19 protein-coding genes are annotated in these 23,072 nt (G+C 47.4%); 2 read left to right on the top strand and 17 right to left on the bottom strand.

Features of this window, described 5'->3' with window-relative positions:
• Window positions 1-12 precede the first annotated feature (12 nt).
• The 4 genes from AC58P7_RS05155 to AC58P7_RS05140 form a co-directional block, all read right to left on the bottom strand.
• Window positions 13-1,500 (bottom strand): FTR1 family iron permease, encoded by a 1,488-nt coding sequence (locus AC58P7_RS05155; protein ID WP_497340487.1) that lies wholly within the window; start codon window positions 1,498-1,500, stop codon window positions 13-15.
• A gap of 183 nt (window positions 1,501-1,683) precedes the next feature.
• On the bottom strand, window positions 1,684-2,661 hold the full coding sequence (locus tag AC58P7_RS05150; RefSeq protein ID WP_497340485.1) for an AAA family ATPase: 978 nt from the start codon (window positions 2,659-2,661) through the stop codon (window positions 1,684-1,686).
• A gap of 102 nt (window positions 2,662-2,763) precedes the next feature.
• Complete coding sequence (gene lplA, locus AC58P7_RS05145) at window positions 2,764-3,765, bottom strand: lipoate--protein ligase (protein WP_497340483.1); 1,002 nt, start codon at window positions 3,763-3,765, stop codon at window positions 2,764-2,766.
• Window positions 3,766-3,782: 17 nt separating this feature from the next.
• A complete protein-coding gene (locus tag AC58P7_RS05140; protein ID WP_497340481.1) occupies window positions 3,783-4,262 on the bottom strand; it encodes a GNAT family N-acetyltransferase in 480 nt (159 codons plus the stop codon).
• Between the two features lie 123 nt (window positions 4,263-4,385).
• Here AC58P7_RS05140 and AC58P7_RS05135 point away from each other — a divergent pair, with 123 nt between their 5' ends.
• Both AC58P7_RS05135 and AC58P7_RS05130 read left to right on the top strand, forming a co-directional pair.
• Window positions 4,386-5,192 (top strand): GNAT family N-acetyltransferase, encoded by an 807-nt coding sequence (locus tag AC58P7_RS05135; protein WP_497340479.1) that lies wholly within the window; start codon window positions 4,386-4,388, stop codon window positions 5,190-5,192.
• Window positions 5,193-5,227: 35 nt separating this feature from the next.
• On the top strand, window positions 5,228-6,094 hold the full coding sequence (locus AC58P7_RS05130; protein WP_497340477.1) for an SDR family oxidoreductase: 867 nt from the start codon (window positions 5,228-5,230) through the stop codon (window positions 6,092-6,094).
• Between the two features lie 56 nt (window positions 6,095-6,150).
• Here the strand turns inward: AC58P7_RS05130 and AC58P7_RS05125 are convergent, their stop codons facing one another.
• The 13 genes from AC58P7_RS05125 to AC58P7_RS05065 all read right to left on the bottom strand — a co-directional run bounded on the left by AC58P7_RS05125 (window position 6,151) and on the right by AC58P7_RS05065 (window position 23,067).
• Window positions 6,151-6,849: a YdcF family protein gene (locus AC58P7_RS05125; protein WP_497340475.1), complete on the bottom strand. Its 699-nt coding sequence runs from the start codon at window positions 6,847-6,849 to the stop codon at window positions 6,151-6,153.
• 23 nt (window positions 6,850-6,872) lie between these two features.
• A complete protein-coding gene (locus AC58P7_RS05120) occupies window positions 6,873-7,532 on the bottom strand; it encodes an alpha/beta hydrolase (RefSeq protein ID WP_497340473.1) in 660 nt (219 codons plus the stop codon).
• 43 nt (window positions 7,533-7,575) lie between these two features.
• Window positions 7,576-8,310 carry a peptidylprolyl isomerase gene (locus AC58P7_RS05115; RefSeq protein ID WP_497340471.1) on the bottom strand — a complete coding sequence of 245 codons (735 nt, stop codon included), beginning with the start codon at window positions 8,308-8,310 and terminating at the stop codon, window positions 7,576-7,578.
• A gap of 219 nt (window positions 8,311-8,529) precedes the next feature.
• Window positions 8,530-11,088 carry a transglycosylase domain-containing protein gene (locus AC58P7_RS05110; protein ID WP_497340469.1) on the bottom strand — a complete coding sequence of 853 codons (2,559 nt, stop codon included), beginning with the start codon at window positions 11,086-11,088 and terminating at the stop codon, window positions 8,530-8,532.
• A gap of 150 nt (window positions 11,089-11,238) precedes the next feature.
• Window positions 11,239-11,478 (bottom strand): RNA chaperone Hfq, encoded by a 240-nt coding sequence (hfq, locus tag AC58P7_RS05105; RefSeq protein WP_056620871.1) that lies wholly within the window; start codon window positions 11,476-11,478, stop codon window positions 11,239-11,241.
• 66 nt (window positions 11,479-11,544) lie between these two features.
• Window positions 11,545-12,516 (bottom strand): tRNA (adenosine(37)-N6)-dimethylallyltransferase MiaA, encoded by a 972-nt coding sequence (gene miaA, locus AC58P7_RS05100; protein WP_497340911.1) that lies wholly within the window; start codon window positions 12,514-12,516, stop codon window positions 11,545-11,547.
• The gene (locus AC58P7_RS05095; protein WP_497340467.1) at window positions 12,507-13,283 is read right to left on the bottom strand and encodes a class I SAM-dependent methyltransferase; all 777 of its coding nucleotides are present in this window, start codon (window positions 13,281-13,283) and stop codon (window positions 12,507-12,509) included. Before AC58P7_RS05095 ends, miaA begins: the two co-directional genes overlap by 10 nt.
• A 4-nt stretch (window positions 13,284-13,287) precedes the next feature.
• Window positions 13,288-15,357 carry a DNA mismatch repair endonuclease MutL gene (gene mutL, locus AC58P7_RS05090; protein ID WP_497340465.1) on the bottom strand — a complete coding sequence of 690 codons (2,070 nt, stop codon included), beginning with the start codon at window positions 15,355-15,357 and terminating at the stop codon, window positions 13,288-13,290.
• A gap of 6 nt (window positions 15,358-15,363) precedes the next feature.
• Window positions 15,364-16,800 carry a S41 family peptidase gene (locus AC58P7_RS05085; protein ID WP_497340463.1) on the bottom strand — a complete coding sequence of 479 codons (1,437 nt, stop codon included), beginning with the start codon at window positions 16,798-16,800 and terminating at the stop codon, window positions 15,364-15,366.
• An 87-nt stretch (window positions 16,801-16,887) separates the two neighbouring features.
• A complete protein-coding gene (gene mutS, locus AC58P7_RS05080; protein WP_497340461.1) occupies window positions 16,888-19,554 on the bottom strand; it encodes a DNA mismatch repair protein MutS in 2,667 nt (888 codons plus the stop codon).
• Between the two features lie 258 nt (window positions 19,555-19,812).
• Window positions 19,813-21,282, bottom strand: coding sequence for a putative amidoligase domain-containing protein (locus AC58P7_RS05075; protein WP_497340459.1), 1,470 nt, complete (start codon window positions 21,280-21,282; stop codon window positions 19,813-19,815).
• A 144-nt stretch (window positions 21,283-21,426) separates the two neighbouring features.
• The gene (locus AC58P7_RS05070; protein WP_497340457.1) at window positions 21,427-21,993 is read right to left on the bottom strand and encodes an outer spore coat protein CotE; all 567 of its coding nucleotides are present in this window, start codon (window positions 21,991-21,993) and stop codon (window positions 21,427-21,429) included.
• Window positions 21,994-22,107: 114 nt separating this feature from the next.
• Window positions 22,108-23,067, bottom strand: coding sequence for an aromatic acid exporter family protein (locus AC58P7_RS05065; RefSeq protein ID WP_497340455.1), 960 nt, complete (start codon window positions 23,065-23,067; stop codon window positions 22,108-22,110).
• Window positions 23,068-23,072: the final 5 nt, after the last annotated feature.

Genomic DNA, 23,072 nt, shown 5'->3' with positions numbered 1-23,072 from the left:
ACTTTTCTGTATTTAGGATTTATTGGATAATGCCATATTTCTGAATTGTATGGTTTTACGACGATCCCAGATCACCGCAAAGAGAGCAAGAAACAGTAAGACAAATTGTGGGATTGCACTCTCTAATGTTGGATATAGGGCAACAGCATCCCAAGAAGGAAGCCAACTAGCCGTTGTTGCAGGCAAATAACCCGCCAATTGAAGTCCATGAACGCCCATCCCTGCAAATTTGAAGCATAAGTAGAAGACAAAAACACTTGAAACCAAGAAAAAGGGACGCATCGGGATTCGAAGTCCAATCTTCAGAATCAGGAAGGCGATAATCAACAGCAAACCGACACCGATTCCTATTCCCCCTAGCAAGGAAGCTAAGGAAATCGAAGATGCCATGCCTATCATAAATAGGACCGTTTCCGTCCCTTCACGAAACACTGCTAGAAATGCAAGAACGCTGAGTGATGCTAAGCTACCGGTTGCTAGTGCTTTGACACTTTGATTGCGTATGTAACTCTGCCAATTCGAAATGCTTGACTTACTATGCAGCCAATAACTCATATACAGGAGCATCAGCGCGGCAAAAACGCCAGTACAGCCAGCAATTAGAAAATTGTTATTACCAAAGGCACTCGCCGAAAACAACTGTTGAACCACAATGCCAAGCGCCAGGCTTACAACTAGACCGCCATATACGCCAAACCAAATCCATCGTTTCTTGTCTTCATGGCCTGACTTTTTGAGAAACCCCAGCAATGCAATTACGACTAATAAAGCTTCGAGTCCTTCACGAAGAATAATTGTCGTTGCATCAAGCATCGTGTAGCTCGTCTTCGCCGCGAGTGGTTGTAAATCCGCATGCATGCGAGCTATCGTCACAGCTGCATCCTGGGCTTGAGGAGGCGTAGCTGAAAGCTGTGCGTACGCTGTCACCATATCTCGTTCCATAGAGGTATAAACCGCGGATGATTGTGTCAGCACGATGCCCTCAATGAGTAACCAGGAATTACGAAGCGATTGGATACTACCTGCAGCTCCCTCTAAATCCTTCTGCTTGACTTGATCCGATGCTTTCTCCAACAAAGAAACTAGAGATGCTACGGTTACCGCGCTGTCGCTTTTCGCCGTTGAACCAAAAGCAGCGAGATTACCTTCCACGAATGAAGTGTTCAATGTGTGGAGATCCTTCAACTTTGCCGCAAGCTTCTGCGCATCCACTGGTTGCTTCATCGTTTGAAGTGACGCTTCTCCCATAGCTCCTTCAATCTTCTGATAAGCCGCTAAGGATTGCTCCTTAATCCCTTCTTCAATGCTCAACCAATTGATTTGAAAAGTTTCAAACAATTTTGTTGCTCCCTCGACATTACCGCTTTCCGCAGCTTGAATCGCACTTACGATGCCCGAATCTTCTTTGGCCAGATCATCCTGTGCCTTCGCACCAACCATCATTGGAACGGACAGAAACATAAGCAGCCCAATCAAACTCGATAAAATAACTTTCCGCATACATGACAACTCCCTTGAAGTCTTACAATCTGACTTAACACATTTATTTAGAATTAATATTGATAATCATTATCAGTGAAATAATCACTCTGTTTATTTTACTCTGATCTGCTCATCTGTCAATCGTTTTATTAAAGAAAAAAAGCCAATTAACTTAGAAAAGTTAATTGGCTTTTTCAACTGTCATTTAAATTTCACATCTTCGGGACGAATTGACATCAATTCAATTTTGGATGGCGCGTTCACATATTGGCTTAACAATCGCACAGCTTGATGACGCATTGCTTTCTCTAAAATGTTTCGAACATATCTCGCATTACTGAAGGCGCGCCATGTCATCGCCTTTTCCTCGGTGAGATGCTGCTTCAACTTCGCTAGGGTTTGCGGCAGCAGGACATACTCCCGATCCTTCGCCATCAGCTCTGTAATTTGGATCAGTTGATCAATAGGATAGTCCTCGAACTCAATTTGAATCGGAAAACGGGAAGGAAGTCCAGGATTTGTAGCTAGGAATTGCTCCATCTCCTCGCTATATCCAGCTAAGATAAGAATAAATTCATTTTTCTTATCTTCCATTCCCTTCACCAGCGCGTCGATGGATTCCTTTCCAAAATCCTTCTCGCCCCCTCGGGCCAAGCTATACGCCTCATCAATAAATAGGACGCCGCCCATCGCTTTTTTCATTAATTCACGTGTTTTCAGTGCGGTATGCCCGATGTATTCACCAACAAGATCAGCACGCTCCACTTCAATGAAATGCCCTTTACTCAGCACGCCCATCGCATGAAACATGCGGCCTAGCAGCCGGGCTACGGTCGTTTTCCCTGTTCCAGGGCTACCCTTGAAAATCATATGGTACACATGAGCATTGCTCATAAGTCCGGCTTCAACACGAAATTGGGAAATCTGGAGGAGCGCATAAATTTCATGCACCAACTCTTTGACATTTTCTAAGCCAATCAGTTGATTCAGCTCTTTGAAAATATCCGATAGCGGACCCTCCATTGGCGTCCTTTTACCAGAGATCAGGGGCTCGGCGTCGGCAAGGGGTGAAGCGCCTGACTGCCCGCCTGATCCCTCAACAGTTCGCCGCTGACCGCCAGGTTCCGGCTGCCGTAAAACGATGTTGATTTGTCTGGATGGCAAGCTTCTACCACTCATGAGGATCACCTCGTTTACATGATGGTTTATTAGTTCGTATCCACCATCCTACGCTTGTGAAGCCCATTTTAGACCGCAACCTTCGTTGTTATACGATTGAAATCACGTCAACATCATTAGTGAGACGAAGGATTCCTCTTCTAAAGCACCAAAGTAACGTTTTAACTCAACACCTGTCAACCGTTCACGAAGAGCTGTTTCCTCATACCGCATGCCTACAAGTGTCTCTTCCAGCTCTGCCACATCGAATGCACCGAAGAAATCACCGTAAATTTTGACATACTGAAGATGTCCTTCTTCAATAGATAAGCGAACATCAATTCTTCCAACGCCTTCGATTCTTTTTGCATGCTGGATCGTGCTTTTAGGCGACTTGCCATAATTCCAGTCCCAGTTCTGATAACGCTCTTCGGAAATCTGATGAATACGTTCCCAATCTTCCTCTGTTAGCTTATAGGTAGGAACATGTGCTTCCTCTACACCAAAAATGGAAAGGAGCAGCTTCAGACGGAATTCCTCCATCGAAAGAGGCTCTTTCAGAAACTCAACGATATTAGCAACCCGACTGCGGATCGATTTAATCCCTTTGGATTGAATCTTATCCGGATCAACTCGAAGGGCAGAAACGACATTATCAATCTCGGAATCGAAAAGAAGCGTCCCATGACTGAACATTCTTCCCTTCGTTGAAAATTGGGCGTTTCCTGAAATTTTGCGTTCACCAACTTGAATGTCATTGCGACCTGTTAATTCTGCTTGAATGCCAAGCGAATGAAGAGCTTCAACAACGGGTGCTGTGAACTTTTGGAAATTGTGAAAAGAGTTGCCGTCATCTTGGGTAATGAAGCTGAAATTCAAGTTCCCCAGATCATGGTAAACCGCGCCTCCACCAGATAAACGACGGACGACATGCAAGTTGTTTGTTTTCACATATTCGGGATTAATTTCTTCTAGTGTGTTTTGATTTTTACCGATGATGATCGAAGGTTCGTTGATATAAAAAAGCAAATAACTCTCCCCTGCTGGGAGATGTCGTAAGGCATATTCTTCAATGGCTAGATTGAAATGTGGATCCGTGATTCCTTCGTTATCAATAAAAAGCATGGGTACTCTCCTTTGTTCTATTTCATTAAATTTATCGTTAGGGTACGATTTAAAGTCAACATCCCCACGGATGCATAAAAGCGCAATGCGCGCTCATTAAATTCCCATACATTTAGCTCCAGTGATGCGGCATTGCGTTGTCTCGCCCATTCCATGGCAGCCAGATATAACTTCTTGCCGATCCCTTGCCGCTGACACGAAGTCAAGACCGCAAGTTCATTCAAATACGCATAGCTTCGTGGCACGAGCGCTTCATAGTTTGGACTTTGTTTCATCTCTAACATAGCCACACCAACGACGTCAGACCCAAGCTCAGCTACGATAATTTCTTTATCTGCCTTGTCTGAAAAGCTTCGATACCAACCCATTGCGACAACATGATCTAGGTGGGCAAATCGATCCGGTAATGCACTCGCATGCTCTTCCTGACCTTCACGAATAATGCTATTGACAACTTTGTAGTCTTCCAATGTGGCCGATCGTAGTCGTAGTTCCAAAGTAAGCCACCTCCGATAACTCAAATAGGGTAAAGACTGTCATTTTACTGCAACAAAATATTGAATATTTATACATATAGATGTATATTTATGTAATACATAATGGAATGGAGGCTCTTCTAGGTGGACACACAACGTGATTTTTTTGAACGATTGGATCGAATTGCAGCGAATACTTGGCCAGCAGAAAGCTGCACAACGGTTAATCATTGGCTCGTACGCGCCTCGCAAGGTATAACCAAACGCGCTAACAGCGTGCTTGCGATTGGGTCTTACCCCAATGATGACAATTGGCTGCCGCGTGTTGAACAATTTTACCAAAGTCATGGATTACCTGCTATTTTTCATATGAGTGATGCCTCTCCCGCGCATTTGGATAGGTTGTTACAATCACACGGGTACGAGACGGACACCCCATGCTTTATGATGACGGCAGATAGTCAACAAGTGGCAAGTTGTGCGCTAGAACGCTTAACAAAGCAATACCCATCCTCTTTGTCACTAGACGTAGAGATTTCACAATCCGTCACGAAAGAGTGGCTCGATGCGTTTCTCTTATTAGAGAAATACCCAGAAGAACGCAGGGGCTTCTATCAAGGTTTAAGCGAGCGCATGCCGGCATCTAAAGCGTTCATTGCTTTGAAGGATCACAGACAAATTGTCGCACTTGGTACAGCCATCGTTGAGGGTGAATGGGCTGGATTCGTCAATGTCATCGTCCATGAAGAGCACCGCGGCAAAGGCTACGGTTACGCTATTCTGCATGCATTAACTGTTTGGAGCCTCACACAAGGCGCGACCCAACAATATTTGCAAGTCATCGCCAACAATGTGCCAGCGGTAACATTGTATGAGAATCTTGGCTATCAAACAAAATATGGCTATCATTACCGAGTGAAGTATGATTTGGCTCCTCTTGTATCATCCTAACAAAGAATTTCTTAGGATGAAAGGAGCCGATTTACATGACTGCCACGAAGGAGAAACCTGTTTTCCCCCCTCAACATCAGAATAAGCAACCCGGCATTGAGTCGGGAATGAAGCCACTTCCCGAATTTGAGAAAGCCAGCTATAAACCTGCTGGTAAGCTAAAAGATAAGGTCGCCATTATCACTGGAGGTGATAGCGGCATCGGGCGCGCGGTTGCTGTCGCTTACGCCAAAGAAGGAGCCGATGTGATCATCGTCTACCTAAATGAGCATGGCGACGCCGAAGAAACACATCGGCATGTGGAGCAAGCAGGGCGCAAATGCTTACATGTCGCAGGCGATATAGGAGATGAAAGCTTCTGCAAGCAAATCGTTGCTCAAACGGTCAAAGAGTTCGGGAAACTCGACATCCTTGTGAACAATGCCGCTGAACAACATCCACAGAAAAGTATAACGGACATTACATCAGCGCAGCTTGAACGAACCTTTCGGACGAATATTTTCTCCTACTTCTATATGACCCAAGCCGCCCTTCCTCATTTAAAGCCTGGAAGTGCAATCATTAACACTACATCGATCACCGCGTATCACGGTCATGAGCAATTAATCGATTATTCATCTACGAAAGGTGCTATTGTCACCTTTACGCGTTCACTCTCCCTCCAATTGAATGCTAAAGGCATTCGCGTGAACGGCGTAGCGCCTGGACCGATTTGGACACCTCTGATCCCTTCCACCTTTACGGAGCAAGAAGTGGAAGTATTCGGCTCAACTACGCCGATGAAACGTGCAGGACAGCCTAGTGAGCTAGCTCCTAGCTATGTTTTCTTGGCCAGTGAGGACTCGTCCTATATGGCCGGGCAAATTCTTCATATCAACGGCGGTGCCATTGTAAATGGCTAGTTAAGAAAAAGCATGACAAGCAGCGGAATCACTCGCTACCTGTCATGCTTTTTTTGTTAGAGCCCGAGCTTCAATAACAATTTGTCCCCATACCACTTGGTATAAGCTAGCGTTTCTCTCGCCTCGTGATAAGGCATGAAGAGCACCTCTGACTTCGTCGTGGAGACGAACGGCTCTTGGAGACCAATCGTTTCTGCAATATCAAGAGATCGAGATCCATGGAACTTATGGGTAATAATGATGGAGCTAACAAGCCCCTTCTCATCCATAATTTGCTTACTGAAAAGTAAATTCTCGTAGGTGCTAGTCGCCTTAGATTCAATGAAGATACTTGATTTTGGCAACCCTTTTTTCACCAAATAGTCCCTCATACCCTCTGCTTCCGTTAAAAGAGAACCATTGTGATCCAATCCGCCTGAAACAATGAGTTGCTTAAAACGCCCTTGCTTGTACAAATCCACCGCTAAGTCCAGCCGTTCTTGCAGACCCGGACTTGGAATGTCCTTACGCAGCGAAGCTCCCAAAACAATACCTACATCGACTTGCTTTGGTAAGGTCTGATGAGGTCCTACCTGTACCTTCCACTGGATAAAAACAACCCAACCAACTAGCAGCGTAAAGGAGATCAAGATGAATTGAAACATTCTCACAAATGTGCGATAGAGCTTGGAAGGTGCTTTTACTTTGGAGGTATAGGCTTTCCGCTTAGGAGGCTTGGCAGGTGCAGGTGAGATGGCGCGTTGTTTTTTGTTCATGCTGGGCTTTGCCGTCATCCTTCCTACTCCTTATCCAGAAATGCGCTAACTTGCCGAAATAACGCTGGCGCATCCTCGCTTAAACATATGAGATGATTTGATTTTGCGTGCCAATGCAGCTCTCGTTGACCTCTTAGCTTGCTATAAATATAGCGTGCACTTTGGGGATGAATCACTTGATCTCTCTCCGACTGTGCGATAAGTGTAGGCTTATTCACTTGACTCAGTTCCGGTTTCAAATGTCGGACTAGCCGCGTAAATTGCCAGGTGGCAACAAGTGGTGTTGATTTCCCTTTGATCAGGCTAATTTTGCGTTGATACTTCCATTCATCACGAAGTACGTTCAAGAGCCTGCCGGGACTGACATAAATGACAGCGGTATTTAACAAAATGAGCCTCCGAACAGGGTATCGAACCGATAAATAGGCAGCCAACAGACCTCCCATAGAAAATCCGACCATATCAAAGGAGCCGTAGTTTTCTGTCATTTTCGCTGCATGCCATTCCGCGGCCTGCACCCAATCTTCCCAACGCGATGCATGGAGCTGATGACGACTCTCCCCATTCCACGGTAGTATAGGTACCTCACACAGCTGTCCACGCTCTCGCAAATGCCGAGCTAACGGCTCAACCTCATAAGGTCCACCTGTAAATCCATGGAACAATAAGCACGGTTGTTTCATGAGATCCACTCCTATCCAGCATGAAAGCGTTCTTTCGTATAGTTTATTTTTCTTTGATGGAAATGGTGTTAATCGTTACCTTTTCTTTCGGCTTGCTTGGCGAAGAATCTGCACCATTTGGATCTCTTTCCACTGGCGTATCTGCGATTTTGGTAATTGTGGCCATACTATCTGCTGTCACTTTCCCAAAAATTGAGTAATTCGGCATCTTATTTAATGACGCGCAATCCGCACCTGAACATATGAAAAATTGGCTGCCATTCGTATTCGGACCGGAATTCGCCATCGCAACTGTACCTGGCTCGTAGGTATGCGTCGTCTTTAACTCATCCGCAAATTTATACCCAGGACCACCTCTGCCGGTTCCTTGGGGATCACCCGTTTGGATCATGAAAGTTTTGATAATACGGTGGAACGTAACATTGTTATAAAAGCCTTCCTTGGACAAGAAGACAAAGTTGTTTACTGTTTTGGGAGCTTCCTTGGCGTAAAGATCAATGGTGAACGTCCCTTTCGAGGTGGTAACCTCCGCTTGATATGTTTTGTTCGTATCAATCATCATGTCAGGAGCTTTACTCCATTGCTTTGCCGCCCCTGTTGATGCAGCAGGTGTCGCAGTTGCAGCCCCAGTTGATGCTTTGGTGCTCGCACTCGGTGTAGCAGTCCCGCCAGTAGTTTCCGTTGGTTTGTTGCCACATGCGGAAGCGATGAGGGTTAAGGTAAGTAATGAAGCGGTTAGCAGCATTTTGGGTTTCATGGTTTTGGTGAACACGTTCATGGGTAGGGCCTCCTGATTGAATTTTTGTTTGAAATACGTGCACGTTGCTAGTTGGAAAAGACATTTATCACGGCGAAGATCGGCGGAATGTGCCGCAGGATAAGCCTTCAGCGGTGAAAACGCCGTTGTAACGACCTTTTTGGGCGTTACAGCTTGTCCATGGCAGTCTGCTGGGGCTGTAAGGCCCTTTGGGGGCCTTACGGTGCTCGCGCAGCAGCCTTACGTGCCGTTCTTAGTCTTGTCGTCATTCAGCTTGTTGCCCGGAGTGAGCGTTGGACTTGGCTTGGGACTCGTAGTCGGGCTCGGACTTGGGCTCGTGCCTGTTTCCGTTCCCGTGCCTGGTTTAATCGTTGCACCTGGTGATGGAACAGGCTTCCCGCTAGGCGTTGGGGATGGATTCTGACCGTTTCCAGGTGATGGTAATGGCGAGCCTGATGGCGATGGAGAAATAATACCGCCGTTAGGCAACGAATCATCCTTCGGAATTTCGACCGTTGCGACGTTCGACTTTGCACCAGGTGTATTGGAATCCGATTCCACCGGTACAACGTAATACTGATACGTTTCCCCACTGTTAATCGTCGTATCATTTATTTGTGCCGTTGGCGTTAAAACAATCATCTTTGCTTCAGCCTCTGTAGCACCCTTACGATACAATTGATAGCTAACTTTCTCTCCCAAGGAAGTCCAAGCAATTTTTACTTGTTTGACTTCCGGCACGTAAGTTGCCGTCACATCCTTAATGCCGCTTGGTGGTTCTTTTAAATCATCTACATTCGCAGGCTTCACGAAGCTTGTAACTGGTTTACCTTCCAAGGATTTCGACATGATTTCCTTGAAAAGAGCCGCTGTGCTGCCACTTCCAACCGTTACGTAGTGCTTCGCATCGACCTTATCGAAGCCTTCCCACACTGCAGCAGTCCATTCAGGTGTATAGCCAACGAACCACACATCGCGATCGTACTGTTCAATGCCCTTAATATCTAAGCCAGTAGATCCAGTTTTCCCTGCGACAGGTCGGTTAAACTTCGCTTTTACACCCGTACCGCCCGTATCCACGACACCTTGCAGCAACAATGTCATATAGTAGGCCGTGCTCGGCTGCATAACTTGTTTTTTCTCAGGCTTATAAGCCGCAATTTCTTTACCTTGAGTGTCGGTTATCCGTAGAATCGCATGTGTCTTATTTTGCGATCCTTGATTCGCAAACGCCGTATAGGCTCTTGCCATTTGCAATGGTGATACACCGTCAGTAAGTCCACCTAGCGCAACAGCTAAATTCTGATCCTTCTTATCATTTAAGGTGGCACCTAGCTTATTAGCAAATGCAGTTCCAGTCCCAACACCAATTTTACTTAATAACCAGACAGGCGCCAAATTGTATGATTTCTTGACGGCTTCGAACATCGTGACTTGCCCATGTGTCTGGCGATCATAGTTCTGTGGTGTATATGTGCCATTCGCGAATGACGTTTGCGTATCATCCAGAAGCGAATAAGGCGTATAATTCCCGCTATCCAATGCTGGACCATAGACCACAATCGGTTTAAAAGACGAACCTGGCTGTCTCTGCGAATACACACGACTAAACCCTTTGGTCTTATAATCGCGACCGCCGATTAATGCCATTAAACCGCCGGTTTTGTTATCCAAAATAACCATGGAACTTTGAATTTTTTGACCGTCTGCAGCGTCCTTCTGGAAAAAACTCGGATTGGCATAAGTTTGCTCCATGACCTTCTGAGCTTTAATGTTCATCGTTGTGTAAATCCGATAGCCCTTGGTCAAGAGTTCATCTTCTTCGATGCCGTACATATCTTCCGCTTCATTCACAACGTAATCCACGAAAGAGGCATAGTCCTTCGTTCCTTGGTTCGTTGACGCAGGCGGCACATAATCCACGGCTGCAGCTTCCGCACGTTCCGCCTCGGAGATATAGCCCTGATCCGTCATCAGTCTAAGGACAACCGCACGACGCTCCTTGGACAAGTCAGGATGAGTCAGAGGTGAATACCGTGACGGTCCTTTAGGTAATGCGGCCAAAGTAGCGATTTCCCACACCTTCAAATCATTCAAATTCGATTTCCCAAAGTAAACTTTGGCAGCTGCCTTAATCCCGTACGCATTACTTCCAAAGAAAATACGATTTAAGTATTTCTCCAGAATCTCATCCTTCGTAAAGCGCTCATCGAGAGCAAACGCGATCGACATCTCCGTTCCTTTCCGGAAAGCCGTCTTCTCTGAGCTTAGGAATACGTTTTTGGCAAGCTGCTGTGTGATTGTACTTCCGCCTTCAACAGCACTCATATGAACAATATCGGTGACGAGTGCACGCCCGATGGCCCAAAAATCAACCCCCGAGTGCTCATTGAACCGACGATCCTCAGTTGCGATAAAAGCTTGCTTCAACCGCTCAGGAACGTCCTTAATGTTGACACTTTCGCGATTTTCACCTTTATAAATCTTTGAGATTTCAGTTGCAGGTTTGTCCTTCCCATCCTTATCTTTGCCTTCCTCTTGTGCATAAATTAGTGTGGACTCCGTCGTGTCGTCGATTTTATCGATATTCGCATCCAAAATTTTGAAGCCGCTCATGATGACAATAATATATATGCCCAACGCACAGATCACAGCTATTATCGCAGCAATGATAGAGCCCATAATTAGCTTACGTGCATTCAATCGTTTCTTCTTTGAGCCTTTGTTACTGCTCTGTTTGGACTCCCTTGGCTTGGTTTGCGGCGTGGATGGATTTCTTGTAGGTTTATCCAGGTTCACCAACTCCCTTACGTTTCATTCTCTAGATTGATGCAGAAACCAACAAAAGAACAACCTTTATACAAGGTTGCTCCCAAAAGTTTCTATTCGTTTAGACGTTTCAGTCCATTAAAAAGTTGCAAAATGAAGCGATACTCAGATCGAGATCGATTATTCCGTTGCTTCAGCAGCAGCCATTAACGAGACAGCACGCTGTGGTGTGAATGTGGAAATGGCATGCTTGTACACCATTTGCTGACGACCTTCGCTGTCAATAATGATGGTGAAGTTGTCAAATGCACGAATAAGTCCTCTAATTTGAAACCCGTTAGTTAAATAAACGGTTACGGGAATGCTTTCTTTACGCAGCTGATTTAGAAAATTGTCCTGAATATTAATGGATCTATTCATCAGTATGTCCCCCTTAATGGAATGAAACTTTCGCCAGACGGCGCTATTTTCTAATGGTGATATTTGTTAATTATATTCTATTTTATGTACAAACTTTCCTGCTAGTATATCACTAATCATTTCGAAATGGGCAGAAAAATTTGCTGTATCCGTGACATCGACCCAATCAATGTCCTTCATATGCCGAAACCAAGACAATTGGCGCTTCGCAAATCGACGTGTATCACGCTTGAGTAAGATCACGGCATCCTCGAAGCTGAGCTCATCTTCCAAATAACTGACGATCTCCTTATAGCCCAGGGCTTGCATCGAAATCGCCTGCTTGGGACAGCCTGCATCCAGTAACCCTTGTACCTCTTCGACCAATCCCTCCTGAATCATGGCATCGATGCGTTCTTCAATACGCTGATATAGCAGTGCCCGATCCATCGTGAGCCCAATAATACATAGTTCGTAAGGAGACTCTTTTTTCTGGGAGGCTAAGTGCGCCGTCATCGTTTGTCCTGACATTTGGAAAATTTCAAGAGCCCGAATGACTCGTCTACGGTCGTTCGCATGCAATCGGTCCGCACTCTCAGGATCAATTTCACGAAGCTTGCGATGCAGGGCTTCTTCCCCATACGTATTCGCAAACTCTTCCTGGGCCTGCCGGAACGCCTCATCCATGCTGACATCCGTAAATTGATAATCGTAGCAAACCGATTCGATATACAATCCTGTGCCACCTACGATAAATGGCAGCTTGCCACGCGAATGGATGTCATGAATCAAACCCTTTACTCGCTCTTGAAACTCTGCTGCCGAAAACGGATACGAAGGATCATGAATGTCAATCAAATGGTGCGGGACGATCTGCTGCTCCGCCTCGCTCGCTTTGGCGGTTCCGATGTCCATGCCACGATAGACCTGCATGGAATCACCAGAAATAATTTCACAATTGTAGCGCTGCGCAATTTCCAAACTAAGCTTGGTCTTGCCAACTGCGGTGGGACCAAGTAGCACGAGTAATTTCGGCTTGGCTGATGGGGCTAACACAATCGAATCACTCCATACGTTGTTTTCGTTGTTGATCGTAACACATGCTCGAACCCGAGCCGGGCAAACTCAGAGCTGTCTCTGTTTTCCTTTAGCACAATGCTCTTGCGTGCAACGCGTCTTGCTTCTGCAATCGAAGCCAAACTAACGGCTTCAACGTTCGCACGATGCCGCAGAGGTGACATCGCATGCGACTCCTCAATCGGACTTCGAAACATCGGATCAAAATACACCACATCCACACTTTGCGTGTCTAATTGCTGCAAAAATGAAAGATGATGTGTTTTCTTAACCTCAATACGCCTCATAGCTGCATTAAGTTCCGGTATTTCCGATTCATATTGAACCAAACCTTCTTGGATCAGCATCGCAGGGATCTCTTCACTCTCCAATGCTGTGACGCGCCCTTCAGCACCAACAACATACGAGAAGACGATCGCATCGGACGCCAGTCCTGCTGTACAATCCACAATCCTGTCACCGGGTTCGGCTCCTGACGCTTCAATTAACAAATCAGGCTCACCCCGCTGCATCCGTTTAACACGAACGAGCGACATACTTGGATGGAAAAAAGTTGCAGGTTGGTCTTCTTCATAGTACCTGATCTCTTCTCTCGTCACAAGCAGGACGGAGCTATCCTTATAATTTCTCCTAAGATGTTCCAAAGAATACTTCTTCCGGGGCACAATTCGGCCCCCATACAAAGCTGCTAAACGTGAAGCCTCCGCCAGCAATTCGGCGGAAGGATTATACGAAGTTGTCACTAACACAGGGTTACATCACTCGCTTAAACATTTTTTCTAACTCATACGTTGTGAAGCTTATTACAATAGGTCGTCCATGAGGGCACGTATAAGGATTCCTGCAACCCGCGAGTCGATCAAGCAACGTTTCCATCTCCAACATGCTAAGACCTTGATTGGCTTTAATCGACGCCTTACAGGAGCACATGATCGCAGCCTTCTCGCGCAGTTTGGCGATATCCAACGCTTTACGATCCGAGATGATGAGTTCACACATCTCTTCTACGATAGCCTTTTCTTCACCGGACGGAAACCAATGAGGATGAGCCCGTACTAGGAACGTGTTGCCACCAAAGGCTTCCATGTAGACACCGACTTGTTCAAACAGCGCAAGTTTATCCAAAATAACGCCCGCTTCAGACGGTGTAAATTCCAAAGTTATGGGAACGAGTAATTCTTGGCTCGCTTCAGCAGGATTGCCAAACCGCTCATAAAAATATTCATAATTAATGCGTTCATGTGCCGCATGTTGATCAATCAGGTACAAGCCTGTTTCATTCTGAGCAATCAAATAAGTACCATGCATTTGCCCGATCGGATCTAATCTCGGGAATGTTGGGAGCTTTGGTGCATCACTGTCCTCACCAGTAGGCATCAAATCCATGAATGCTTCGTTCGTTCGGCGCTGCTGTTGGATGGATGTGTTTCGATAAGGCGCATCACCGGTTGGTGTGTAACTCTGATTGGGTGATGGCGTCCGTTTCGTCGCAAAAGCTGCATCAGATGACGAAACACTGCTTGAGTAAGACTGAGTAGGTGCCTTCGTTTGACTAGGTGTTGTCAAGGAAGTAGTCATTGGCTGACGATAGGCTGGTGCCGTTTCTTTAATCTGTGACGGCGTCCACTGGTTGTCAGGTCTTTGCACAGGGCGTGATTCTTTCGAAACGTTCGGCGTATCTTCCTCTTTATGATCCTTAAAAAAGTCCGCTTCCAATTCCACCGATGGACTTCGGTTCTCTCGAATTGGCTCCATAGTCCGCGTGAGCTCCAACTGTTCCTGGACAAAAGCGCCTTTCGGCACGGATGCCGCCTTGATCCCCGTAGGAATCAGCACCTGCCTGCCAAAAAGCCGTTTCACTTCGGCTTCGATCAAAGCCGTTAGCTCCGCTTCCTTACTGAAGCGGACTTCAAGCTTGGATGGATGCACATTGACATCCACGAGCGCAGGGTCCATCCCGATGTGCAGCGCAGCAACGGGATAGCGATTGATCGGCAGCAGGGTATGATACCCCTGCAGCAGCGCTTGATTCAGCGCGAAGTTGCGCACATAACGACCATTGACAATGGTCGAGATGCCGCCGCGATTCGCACGGGTCATTTCGGGCTTGGCGACAAAGCCCGAGATCGTATAATCCAAGCTTTCCACTTGGATTGGAAGCATTTGCTTGGCAATCGCCGTGCCGTAGATGCCGGCAATGACTTGGAGCAGATCCCCATTACCCAGCGTTTGGAGCAGCACATTCCCATTATGCTTTAAAGTAAAAGCAATTCCAGGGTGAGCAAGCGATAGACGATATAAATAATCGGAAATATGTCCGAGCTCCGTCTGGATCGTTTTCATATATTTCAGCCTGGCTGGTGTGTTATAGAACAAATCACGCACCGTAACTTCGGTACCACGCGATGCGGCTGTTTCTTCCACACTGCGAATCGTACCGCCTTCGATGGCGATTTTCCGCCCTAGGCCATCGCTCGTCGCGCTTGTCACGCACTCCAGTCTGGAGACAGAAGCGATACTGGGCAAGGCTTCGCCTCGGAAGCCCAGTGTTCGGATCGAGAACAGATCTTTGCTTGTCGATATTTTACTCGTGGCATGTCGCTGAAACGCTAATTCACAGTCTTCAAGAGCCATCCCTGAGCCATTATCGGAAACCCGAATTAAGGTCAAGCCGCCCTCTTCAATCGTGACATCAACACGCGTGCTGCCCGCATCAACCGAATTCTCCACCAGCTCTTTCACGACCGATGAAGGCCGCTCCACCACTTCACCTGCTGCAATTTGGTTCGCAATATGCTCGCTTAAGAGCTGAATTTTACCCATAGAATACTACCCCTTTACAGCCTGTATAGAAACATTCTCACCTTGATGATTGACCTTCAACTGTGGAAAATAATCATCAAATAGATCTACATTGACATAGCTTGTGCCGTTTTCAATCATCAGTTGATCTTTTGCAATTGGAAAGGCGTGTGTGATATGCCCATCTGAGATGTCAACGGTACGATTTGCATCATTCCATGTAATCTTAACTCCGATAAGTGCAGCTAAGCCACGTGCCGAAGCAAACATCTTTCCATCTTCTTGGAAACTTCCAAAACCATAACCTACATCAACGCCGTTATACGTGACACCATGCTTCGAGAACATCACATTGATATCCGAAATACCTGCTTCATGCAAAGCTGTGATGAATTGTGCGGACACGCCATCAACTTGTATATCTGGTGTAATGCCAACTTTGTTCACTTTTCGCTTTTTTGGTGTTAAGTATTCTTCAACCGTGACCTTCAACACACTCTCATCCGGAAACTTGAAGAGATGCTGCACACTACCTTTTCCATATGTTTGCATGCCAATCACTTTCGCAACCCCATAGTCCTGCATGGCTCCAGACAGTACTTCCGATGCACTTGCACTATTCTCATTGGCTAAAATATATACGGGAATTGCCAGTGGATTGCCGTCACTAATGAGCACAGGATCATCGACACCATTGCGATCCCTCGTATGAATGAGAACGCCGTCCTTCACAAAATGCTTCGCAATATTCTGCGCGGTATCCAGATACCCACCTGGATTGTTACGAACATCCAGGATGAGCGATTTCAAACCTTTGGCTTGAAGCTCGCTCAACTGAGCATCAAACTCTTCATCAGCTTCGCTGGAGAAGTCCGTGATTTGCACATACCCAACACCGTTCGCAAAGCTGCTGCTAGACACTTCAGGTGAGTTTACGGCTTGGCGAGTAAGCTCGAATGTGATTTCTTTATCTCCACGTAATACCGTAACATTTACTTTGGTTCCTGCGACACCGATAATCTTGTTTCGAACAGCGTCAATCGAAGTGGTCGAGGCTGGTACGCCATCAACAGCTCGAATGTAATCCTCTCGTTGCAGACCAGCAGCTTCAGCCGGCGAGCCTTTAATAGTTTTCGACACATAAACACCCTTGTCATCGAGGCCGATGACACAGCCTACTCCGACATAATTGTTTTCAAGTGAATTGGAAAATTGATTGTAGTCCTGTGGACTGAAAAGAACGGTATAAGGATCCTTTAAACCCGCAATCATTTGTTCAATGCTCTGATTGGCAAGTGCGGCTAGCGTAACCCCGCTCACATGGTTTTCAGCCAATGTTTTTCGAACGAGAACGGTTTGTAAATCCTCTTGCCCCATTGCAGTTGCAGGCAGAGCGACGGCTAGAGCCGATGCTAGAGCTAAGGTTGCTTTTAAAGCTTTCTTGCTAAGTGGTGATACTCTCATAGGCATATCTCCGTTCAACTGAGATCAATAAATATTAGTAACTTACAGCAACTGTTAAAAAGGAATAATGGCTTAGGCTCGCTTGTTTTACTGTAGTTTTTGCTTCCATTCATACACTAAGTTGAGCGCCTGCAATGGCGTCATATTGATGAGATCAATCCCCTTCAACTGGTCGAGCACCAGTTGAGATTTGCCGTCAAGCTTCTTCTTGACGGCAACTTCGGCCGGGCTGTCTTCGTCGAACAGGGACAGCTGACGGATCGGGGCTGCCACCGTTTGGGCAGCAGCCGGAGCCGGAGCCGCAGCCGCCACCGGTTCGAGGGTAGCGGTAGGCTTAGCGGTCTGCGGTGCAGCAGACGCGGCCCGCTCTTCAAAGCCATTCAGCAGCGCGTACGAGCGCTGAATGATCGCATCCGGCAGCCCGGCGATCTCGGCACAGTAGATGCCATAGCTTGTGCTCGCTGCCCCAGGAATGAGCTTGCGCAGGAAGGTGACCTGCCTGCCGCTTTCTTTCACCGCCATGCAGTGATTGCGCAGATGAGCAAGGCTCTCTTCTAGATGTGCGAGCTCATGGAAATGCGTCGAGACGAGCGTCTTGCAGCCAATCCGATCGTGAAGGAACTCTATGACGGCTTGTGCGATCGCCATTCCCTCACCTGTCGAGGTGCCGCGACCCAGCTCATCAATGATAACAAGGCTCCGACTCGTCGCCTTTTCCGTCATGACCTGGATGTCCATCATCTCGACCATGAACGTACTCTGACCGCCGATGAGATCGTCGGCCGCGCCGATCCGCGTGAATATCCGGTCGGTGACCGGGATGCGCGCAGAGCTGGCAGGCACGAAGCAGCCGATCTGCGCCATCAGGCAGATCACGGCAACTTGCCGCATATAGGTACTCTTACCGGCCATATTCGGCCCGGTAATGAGCAGGATGCGGCCCTGCTCTTGCAAGAGGCTCGTCCCGTTCGCGATGAACGAGCCGTCCTGGATGACGGCCTCCACCACAGGGTGACGGCCGTCTTCAATCTCAAGATCGAAGCCTTCGCCGATCTCCGGCTTGCGGAAGTGATGCGCCGCGCTGACCGTCGCCAGCGATTGGTAGACATCGGCGGTGGCAATCACCTCCGCCAGCTTCTGCAATCTGGAGATGTGCTTCGAAATCCGGTCGCGCAGCTCCGTAAACAACTCATACTCCAGATCGATCATTTTATCCTGCGCTTCCAGAATAAGCGCTTCTTTCTCTTTGAGCTCCGGCGTAACGTAACGCTCAGCATTCGCGAGCGTCTGTTTACGCTCGTAGCGTCCTTCCTGCAGAGCGGACATGTTTGCCTTCGTTACTTCAATAAAGTAGCCGAACACTTTGTTGTAGCCGATTTTGAGCGACTTAATGCCCGTCGCTTCGCGCTCTTGGCGCTCTAGCTCCGCAATCCATTGCTTCCCATTCTTGCTAGCTTCACGAAGCTGATCCAAATATGGCTGATAGCCTTCACGAATCATCCCGCCATCGCGAATAGAGACGGGAGGCTCGTCCTCAATGGCATTGGCAATCCACGACATGACATCATCACAGACGTCCATATTTTCAACGAGTTTACGCAGTGTTTCGGAACCGGAGGTTGCACATAACTGCTGTAGCATAGGGACTTGTTGTAGAGAATGCTTCAACGCGATCATATCGCGGGCATTCGCATTGCCATAGGAGATTCGAGCGACTAAACGCTCCAAATCATAGACTTCCTTCAGCGCTTGCTTCACGTCTTCCCGCACAATCAATTGATTGTAGAGGAGATTAACAGCTTCTAGTCTTTCTTCAATGCGAGCTACGTTCATAAGCGGCTTCTCGATCCAACGGCGCAGCATACGCGCGCCCATGGCGGTTACCGTTTTGTCCAAAAGCCATAACAGCGACCCTTTTTTGGCACGTTCACGAACCGTTTCCACAAGCTCTAAATTTCGCCGAGTAAACGGATCCATCGTCATAAATTGATCTGGCTCATATATACGAATGTGCTTCACGTGTGTGAGCGCTCTTTTTTGCGTTTCTTTCAAGTAAGCAAGCAGCAAGGCTACGCCTTGTCGACTGATACTAGATAATGCCGGTAGCGCGGTATCTTCTGCGAAATGTTCATCAAGCAGCCCTTCATCAGCTAGGGTCCACTCCGTTAGCACCATATTACGGCCCCAAGCTGCACCAGACTCACGAATCGTTGTGAGCAAAGCTTGATTGGTAACAATTTCGGACGGATTATACACGTTCAACTCGTCGACCACGAGCTCCCAAGAATGAGGCAATTGCGTCGTATAGAGCTCACCCGTGGAAATATCGCAGGCTGTAAACGCATAGCCATGGTCTTGGTTTACTAAGGAGACAATGTAGTTATTGACGGATTCGCCTAGCAGTTTACTATCCATAACGGTTCCTGGCGTAACAATCCGTACAATTTCTCTACGGACAACGCCTTTGGCCTCAGCGGGATCTTCTACCTGCTCACAAATAGCGACTTTGTAGCCTTTCTCAATCAAACGGGACATATAGTTGTCAGCCGCGTGATGGGGCACGCCGCACATCGGGATTTTTTCTTCTCCGCCGCCTTCACGGCCCGTTAACGTAATTTCTAATTCACGCGAAGCATTAATCGCGTCTTCAAAAAACATCTCATAGAAATCGCCTAGTCGAAAAAATAAAAAGGCATCTGGGACCTGCGCCTTGACGGCTAAGTATTGCTGAATCATCGGCGTATATGTAGCCAACTTGTGTTCCTCCAACCTATTCCATAATGAAAAGTCATATCTATGAAACTATCATTCTTATTTTCATCCCTACATAGCCGTGCATAAGTCGTTCTGCTTCCTACAGGTGACTTCGAGGAGCCCTGCAGGAAGCAAAACAACCATTTTATTGTACAACTCTCTAATTAACTGGATAGCTTTCAACAAAATTGATCTCTCATCCATGACTTAATCTATGAAGCAATCTATGTCGCTTTCTATGACTCTATAGATAATCTATTATAACATGATTTCCTGGTCAAAAGCTTCTTTCCGCGCTCCGGGTGCAATTTTCCAAGCGACGCGAATATCCGCCATTTCGTCCCATGGCTTCATGGCGATCATCTGCGAACGAAGCCCTTCCAGGACGCCCGTATGGACTTCATAGCCTTTCAATTGTTCCAAATCCTTCCATAACATTGCCACTTCTGCTTGAAGCCTCTGCTTATCTCCCTTGTAATACGCAGCTTGTATATCTGGTTCTTGAAGAGGCTTCCGCGATAAACGCCTGTAGTTATTGACGATAAGGGCTGCAAGTGCGAAAACGCCGCGCGTGATGTCGGGAGAGGCTAACCAACTTGGCATTGTTCGGTACTCAAAGCCCCCATGTGACTTCTTGCGGAAGTCACCAAGGAAGCCATAGCGCGGACGCCGACCACGCGTCGAGACGTCCTCGATCAGAATGAGAGGCAGCGCGAGATAGTTATCCAGTGCTCGCATCAGATGCCCATTCATCCAGCAGCGGCTGAAGTGGAGATGACCCCCGAGCGGATAGCCCCGCACCGGCATCCCGCCCGAAAGCCATGCAAGGCTTTCGTCGTGGATCTTCCGAGCGGCAAGCCCCATGGTCACTCGCACATTCTTCGCGAGCTGCAGCGGGTCCACGCTCGGCTGCGGGCGCAGCTCTGCGAGCGGCAGAATCACGCGGTGCCCGCTGAGCACGATGGCGTCGCTGCCCACGGCGCCATCGCGCGTTAAGAAGCGATCGGCGAAGACGACCTTGCCCTGCGGATTCATCAGCAGGAACTCCGGGTCGCAGCCGAGCATCGCTCGCTCTTTTCGCTCCAGCTCTTTCGCAAGCGATTGATCATAAGAATCAATTGCTTGCGCGAAGAGCTGCACCAGCCTCCCGTTCAGCTTCGGAACGGGATCTACATCAAGCACAAGCGTGTGGCCGCTTGGCGTGATGCCGATGGTTACCAGGCCATAGTCTAAGCCGAGGGCATAAATTGCTTTAACCGATTCGCGGCTCGCCCTGCGTACATGGAAGTTGATCTGTGCCGGTTGAACTTCTATGTAGGCGGCGTTCGCACCCAATTTCCTTTGATGCTGTAAGGACTTCTCCGAAAGCAATGCGGTCTCGTTTTTCTCATAGACAAGGAGGGTTTGCAGATGAAAGACAGCCACTTTATATTTATGCGTAAAGATCGGATGTTCCATTTTCCCCCGCGCTTTGGCGGTTTGAAAGGCCAATGTTTTCATCCCATGAAGCTGAAGCAGTTCATCCCGCTTCCGTCTATTCTGAGCGCGCATGATCGCTTTAATGGGCTGCAGAGCAGGTATCTGTGGATACTCATCATGTGCCGCTCCCCAATGCAGAATCATGTGACCTTGCCAGTTCTCAGGAAGCCTGGTCCCGCTTGGAATTCGGCTGCGGTCAGCCAGCTCCAGCGCTTCTTTCTCCTGTGCGTGCAGCAAGAAGGTTTCCATATTCACACCCCCTCATCTTACTCACTTCTACCATCACCAATGCCATGCATCCGCGAATGCCCAAATGTGTGAATACAACAAAAAAGAGGGCAAATGCCCTCTGCCGAACCTCTTTAGCCCGCATATAATGGCGTATAAGATTCCTTAATCCAGTTCATCCTCGAGCAGATCGGCGTCCAGATCCTCAAAATCTCCCTCGCCACTGTCATCGAAATCCACGTGCTTGTCGTCGAAGTCATTGCAGCCGTTGGTGCAAACGACTACACAGACTTTCGTTTCGGCAATGAGCTCAACTTGAAACTCGCGTTCCACCCGAATAATGACGCTGTCGCCGCTTGAAGAGACGCTTGCTTCCACGCAGTTCGGCTCTTGCGTCGCGACAGCTGATACTTCGGCTGTCGTCGGCTTATGTTTTTTGTCCAAGTAGCTTAGTCCAACGATTTCTACATACGATACGGTTTCTTTTGCTACGTCTGTTTTGGTGTTACGATCGTAAGAATACCAGATGTTGATATCGTAAGTACCAACTACCTCTACGCCCTCTCCAGAATGGACAGCCTCGAATTGGTTATTAATAATCCAAGCGCCCAAAATACTGGTTGGAGAATAAGGCGGAGTCACGGTATGACTTACATGAGAAAATTTGCGACCTTTACCGCAGACAGCCTTTGTAATGATCTCTCTGCATTGCAAATCTTTATCTAATGACATCCTTTCAACCTCCTCCATACAATCATTCATTACAAGTGTATGCAGGACAGTAGTCTAGAGTGACAATTATTTTTATACTTTTTTATTTATTTAATATACTGATTTCTGTCAGAGTCAACCCGCTTCTGGGCGGTGTTTTTTTTGCTTTTTGGCGATGGCTAAATAGTGCATTAACTCTCTTCTAAGCTGTAAAATCGCTGATCTGACTTCGAATTCTTCCCGACTTTGTGGAAGAGGCATTCGTTTATAGCGAGCATCCAGCTCTTGCAACTCTTTCTCTGCTTCCCCTGTATAATAGTCTTCCTTCACAGTTTGGCTAATATCTTCGAAGATCGCAGCAACCCACTCACCATGCGGCAGCGCCTGATACACTTGTGCGACCAAATCAATCATCCGATGGATCGAATCCAACTGCTCGCCTCTCATGTAAAAGTACACACGCCAATACGGATCTCCGCCAAAAAGCAACGTATTTTCCATTGAACGTTTGGCCAAGCTTGCCCCCCGCTCGATCTCCTCGCTTGCTTGAAGCAGCTCTTTCCCATCCCAGATCACGGTGTTATCGCGAAGATGCTTCGCAATGTTGACGAAAATATCAGAGAATAAGTTCTCCACGCGTTGTTTGTGAGCGGTAAGTGCCGCATCGGCCTTTGGCATGTAAGCAATGTTGATCAAAGTAGCTGTTCCTAATCCAATGATGAGCAAAAAGATTTCATTCAGCACGGTTGGCCAATCCGCAGATTCATAGGCAAAAAGATGCAGCATGACGACGGCGCCTGTCACAGCTCCCTCCGTAATCCGCAGCCGTACCAAAATCGGAAACACGATAAGTACAAACAAACTCACGACCCAGATATGAAAGCCGAGCAGGATAAATAAAGCCGAACCAATTAGCAGTGCTAGAACAGATGCCGCGATGCGGTGAAGCGCACTTTGGATCCCTTTTCTTTTCGTCACTTCTATGCCCAAAATTGCAAGAAGCCCCGCCGCACCAGGCGTATGAACCCCTAATATATACGCGAGATACATGGCGATTATGACGGCAATGGCCGTTTTGAGCACACGAAAGCCCATAGCGT

Source organism: Paenibacillus sp. J22FR5 (genome assembly GCF_059691975.1).
This window is presented reverse-complemented; position numbering and strand designations above follow the sequence as displayed.

Bases quoted from the DNA above. Each gene is read 5' to 3' on its own strand.
- mutL (WP_497340465.1), bottom strand. From the start codon at position 15,357: ATGGGTAAAATTCAGCTCTTAAGCGAGCATATTGCGAACCAAATTGCA.
- AC58P7_RS05075 (WP_497340459.1), bottom strand. From the start codon at position 21,282: ATGGAAACCTTCTTGCTGCACGCACAGGAGAAAGAAGCGCTGGAGCTG.
- AC58P7_RS05150 (WP_497340485.1), bottom strand. From the start codon at position 2,661: ATGAGTGGTAGAAGCTTGCCATCCAGACAAATCAACATCGTTTTACGG.
- AC58P7_RS05155 (WP_497340487.1), bottom strand. From the start codon at position 1,500: ATGCGGAAAGTTATTTTATCGAGTTTGATTGGGCTGCTTATGTTTCTG.
- AC58P7_RS05085 (WP_497340463.1), bottom strand. From the start codon at position 16,800: ATGAGAGTATCACCACTTAGCAAGAAAGCTTTAAAAGCAACCTTAGCT.
- AC58P7_RS05070 (WP_497340457.1), bottom strand. From the start codon at position 21,993: ATGTCATTAGATAAAGATTTGCAATGCAGAGAGATCATTACAAAGGCT.
- AC58P7_RS05065 (WP_497340455.1), bottom strand. From the start codon at position 23,067: ATGGGCTTTCGTGTGCTCAAAACGGCCATTGCCGTCATAATCGCCATG.
- hfq (WP_056620871.1), bottom strand. From the start codon at position 11,478: ATGAATAGATCCATTAATATTCAGGACAATTTTCTAAATCAGCTGCGT.
- AC58P7_RS05125 (WP_497340475.1), bottom strand. From the start codon at position 6,849: ATGAACAAAAAACAACGCGCCATCTCACCTGCACCTGCCAAGCCTCCT.
- AC58P7_RS05130 (WP_497340477.1), top strand. From the start codon at position 5,228: ATGACTGCCACGAAGGAGAAACCTGTTTTCCCCCCTCAACATCAGAAT.
- AC58P7_RS05120 (WP_497340473.1), bottom strand. From the start codon at position 7,532: ATGAAACAACCGTGCTTATTGTTCCATGGATTTACAGGTGGACCTTAT.
- AC58P7_RS05115 (WP_497340471.1), bottom strand. From the start codon at position 8,310: ATGAACGTGTTCACCAAAACCATGAAACCCAAAATGCTGCTAACCGCT.
- lplA (WP_497340483.1), bottom strand. From the start codon at position 3,765: ATGCTTTTTATTGATAACGAAGGAATCACGGATCCACATTTCAATCTA.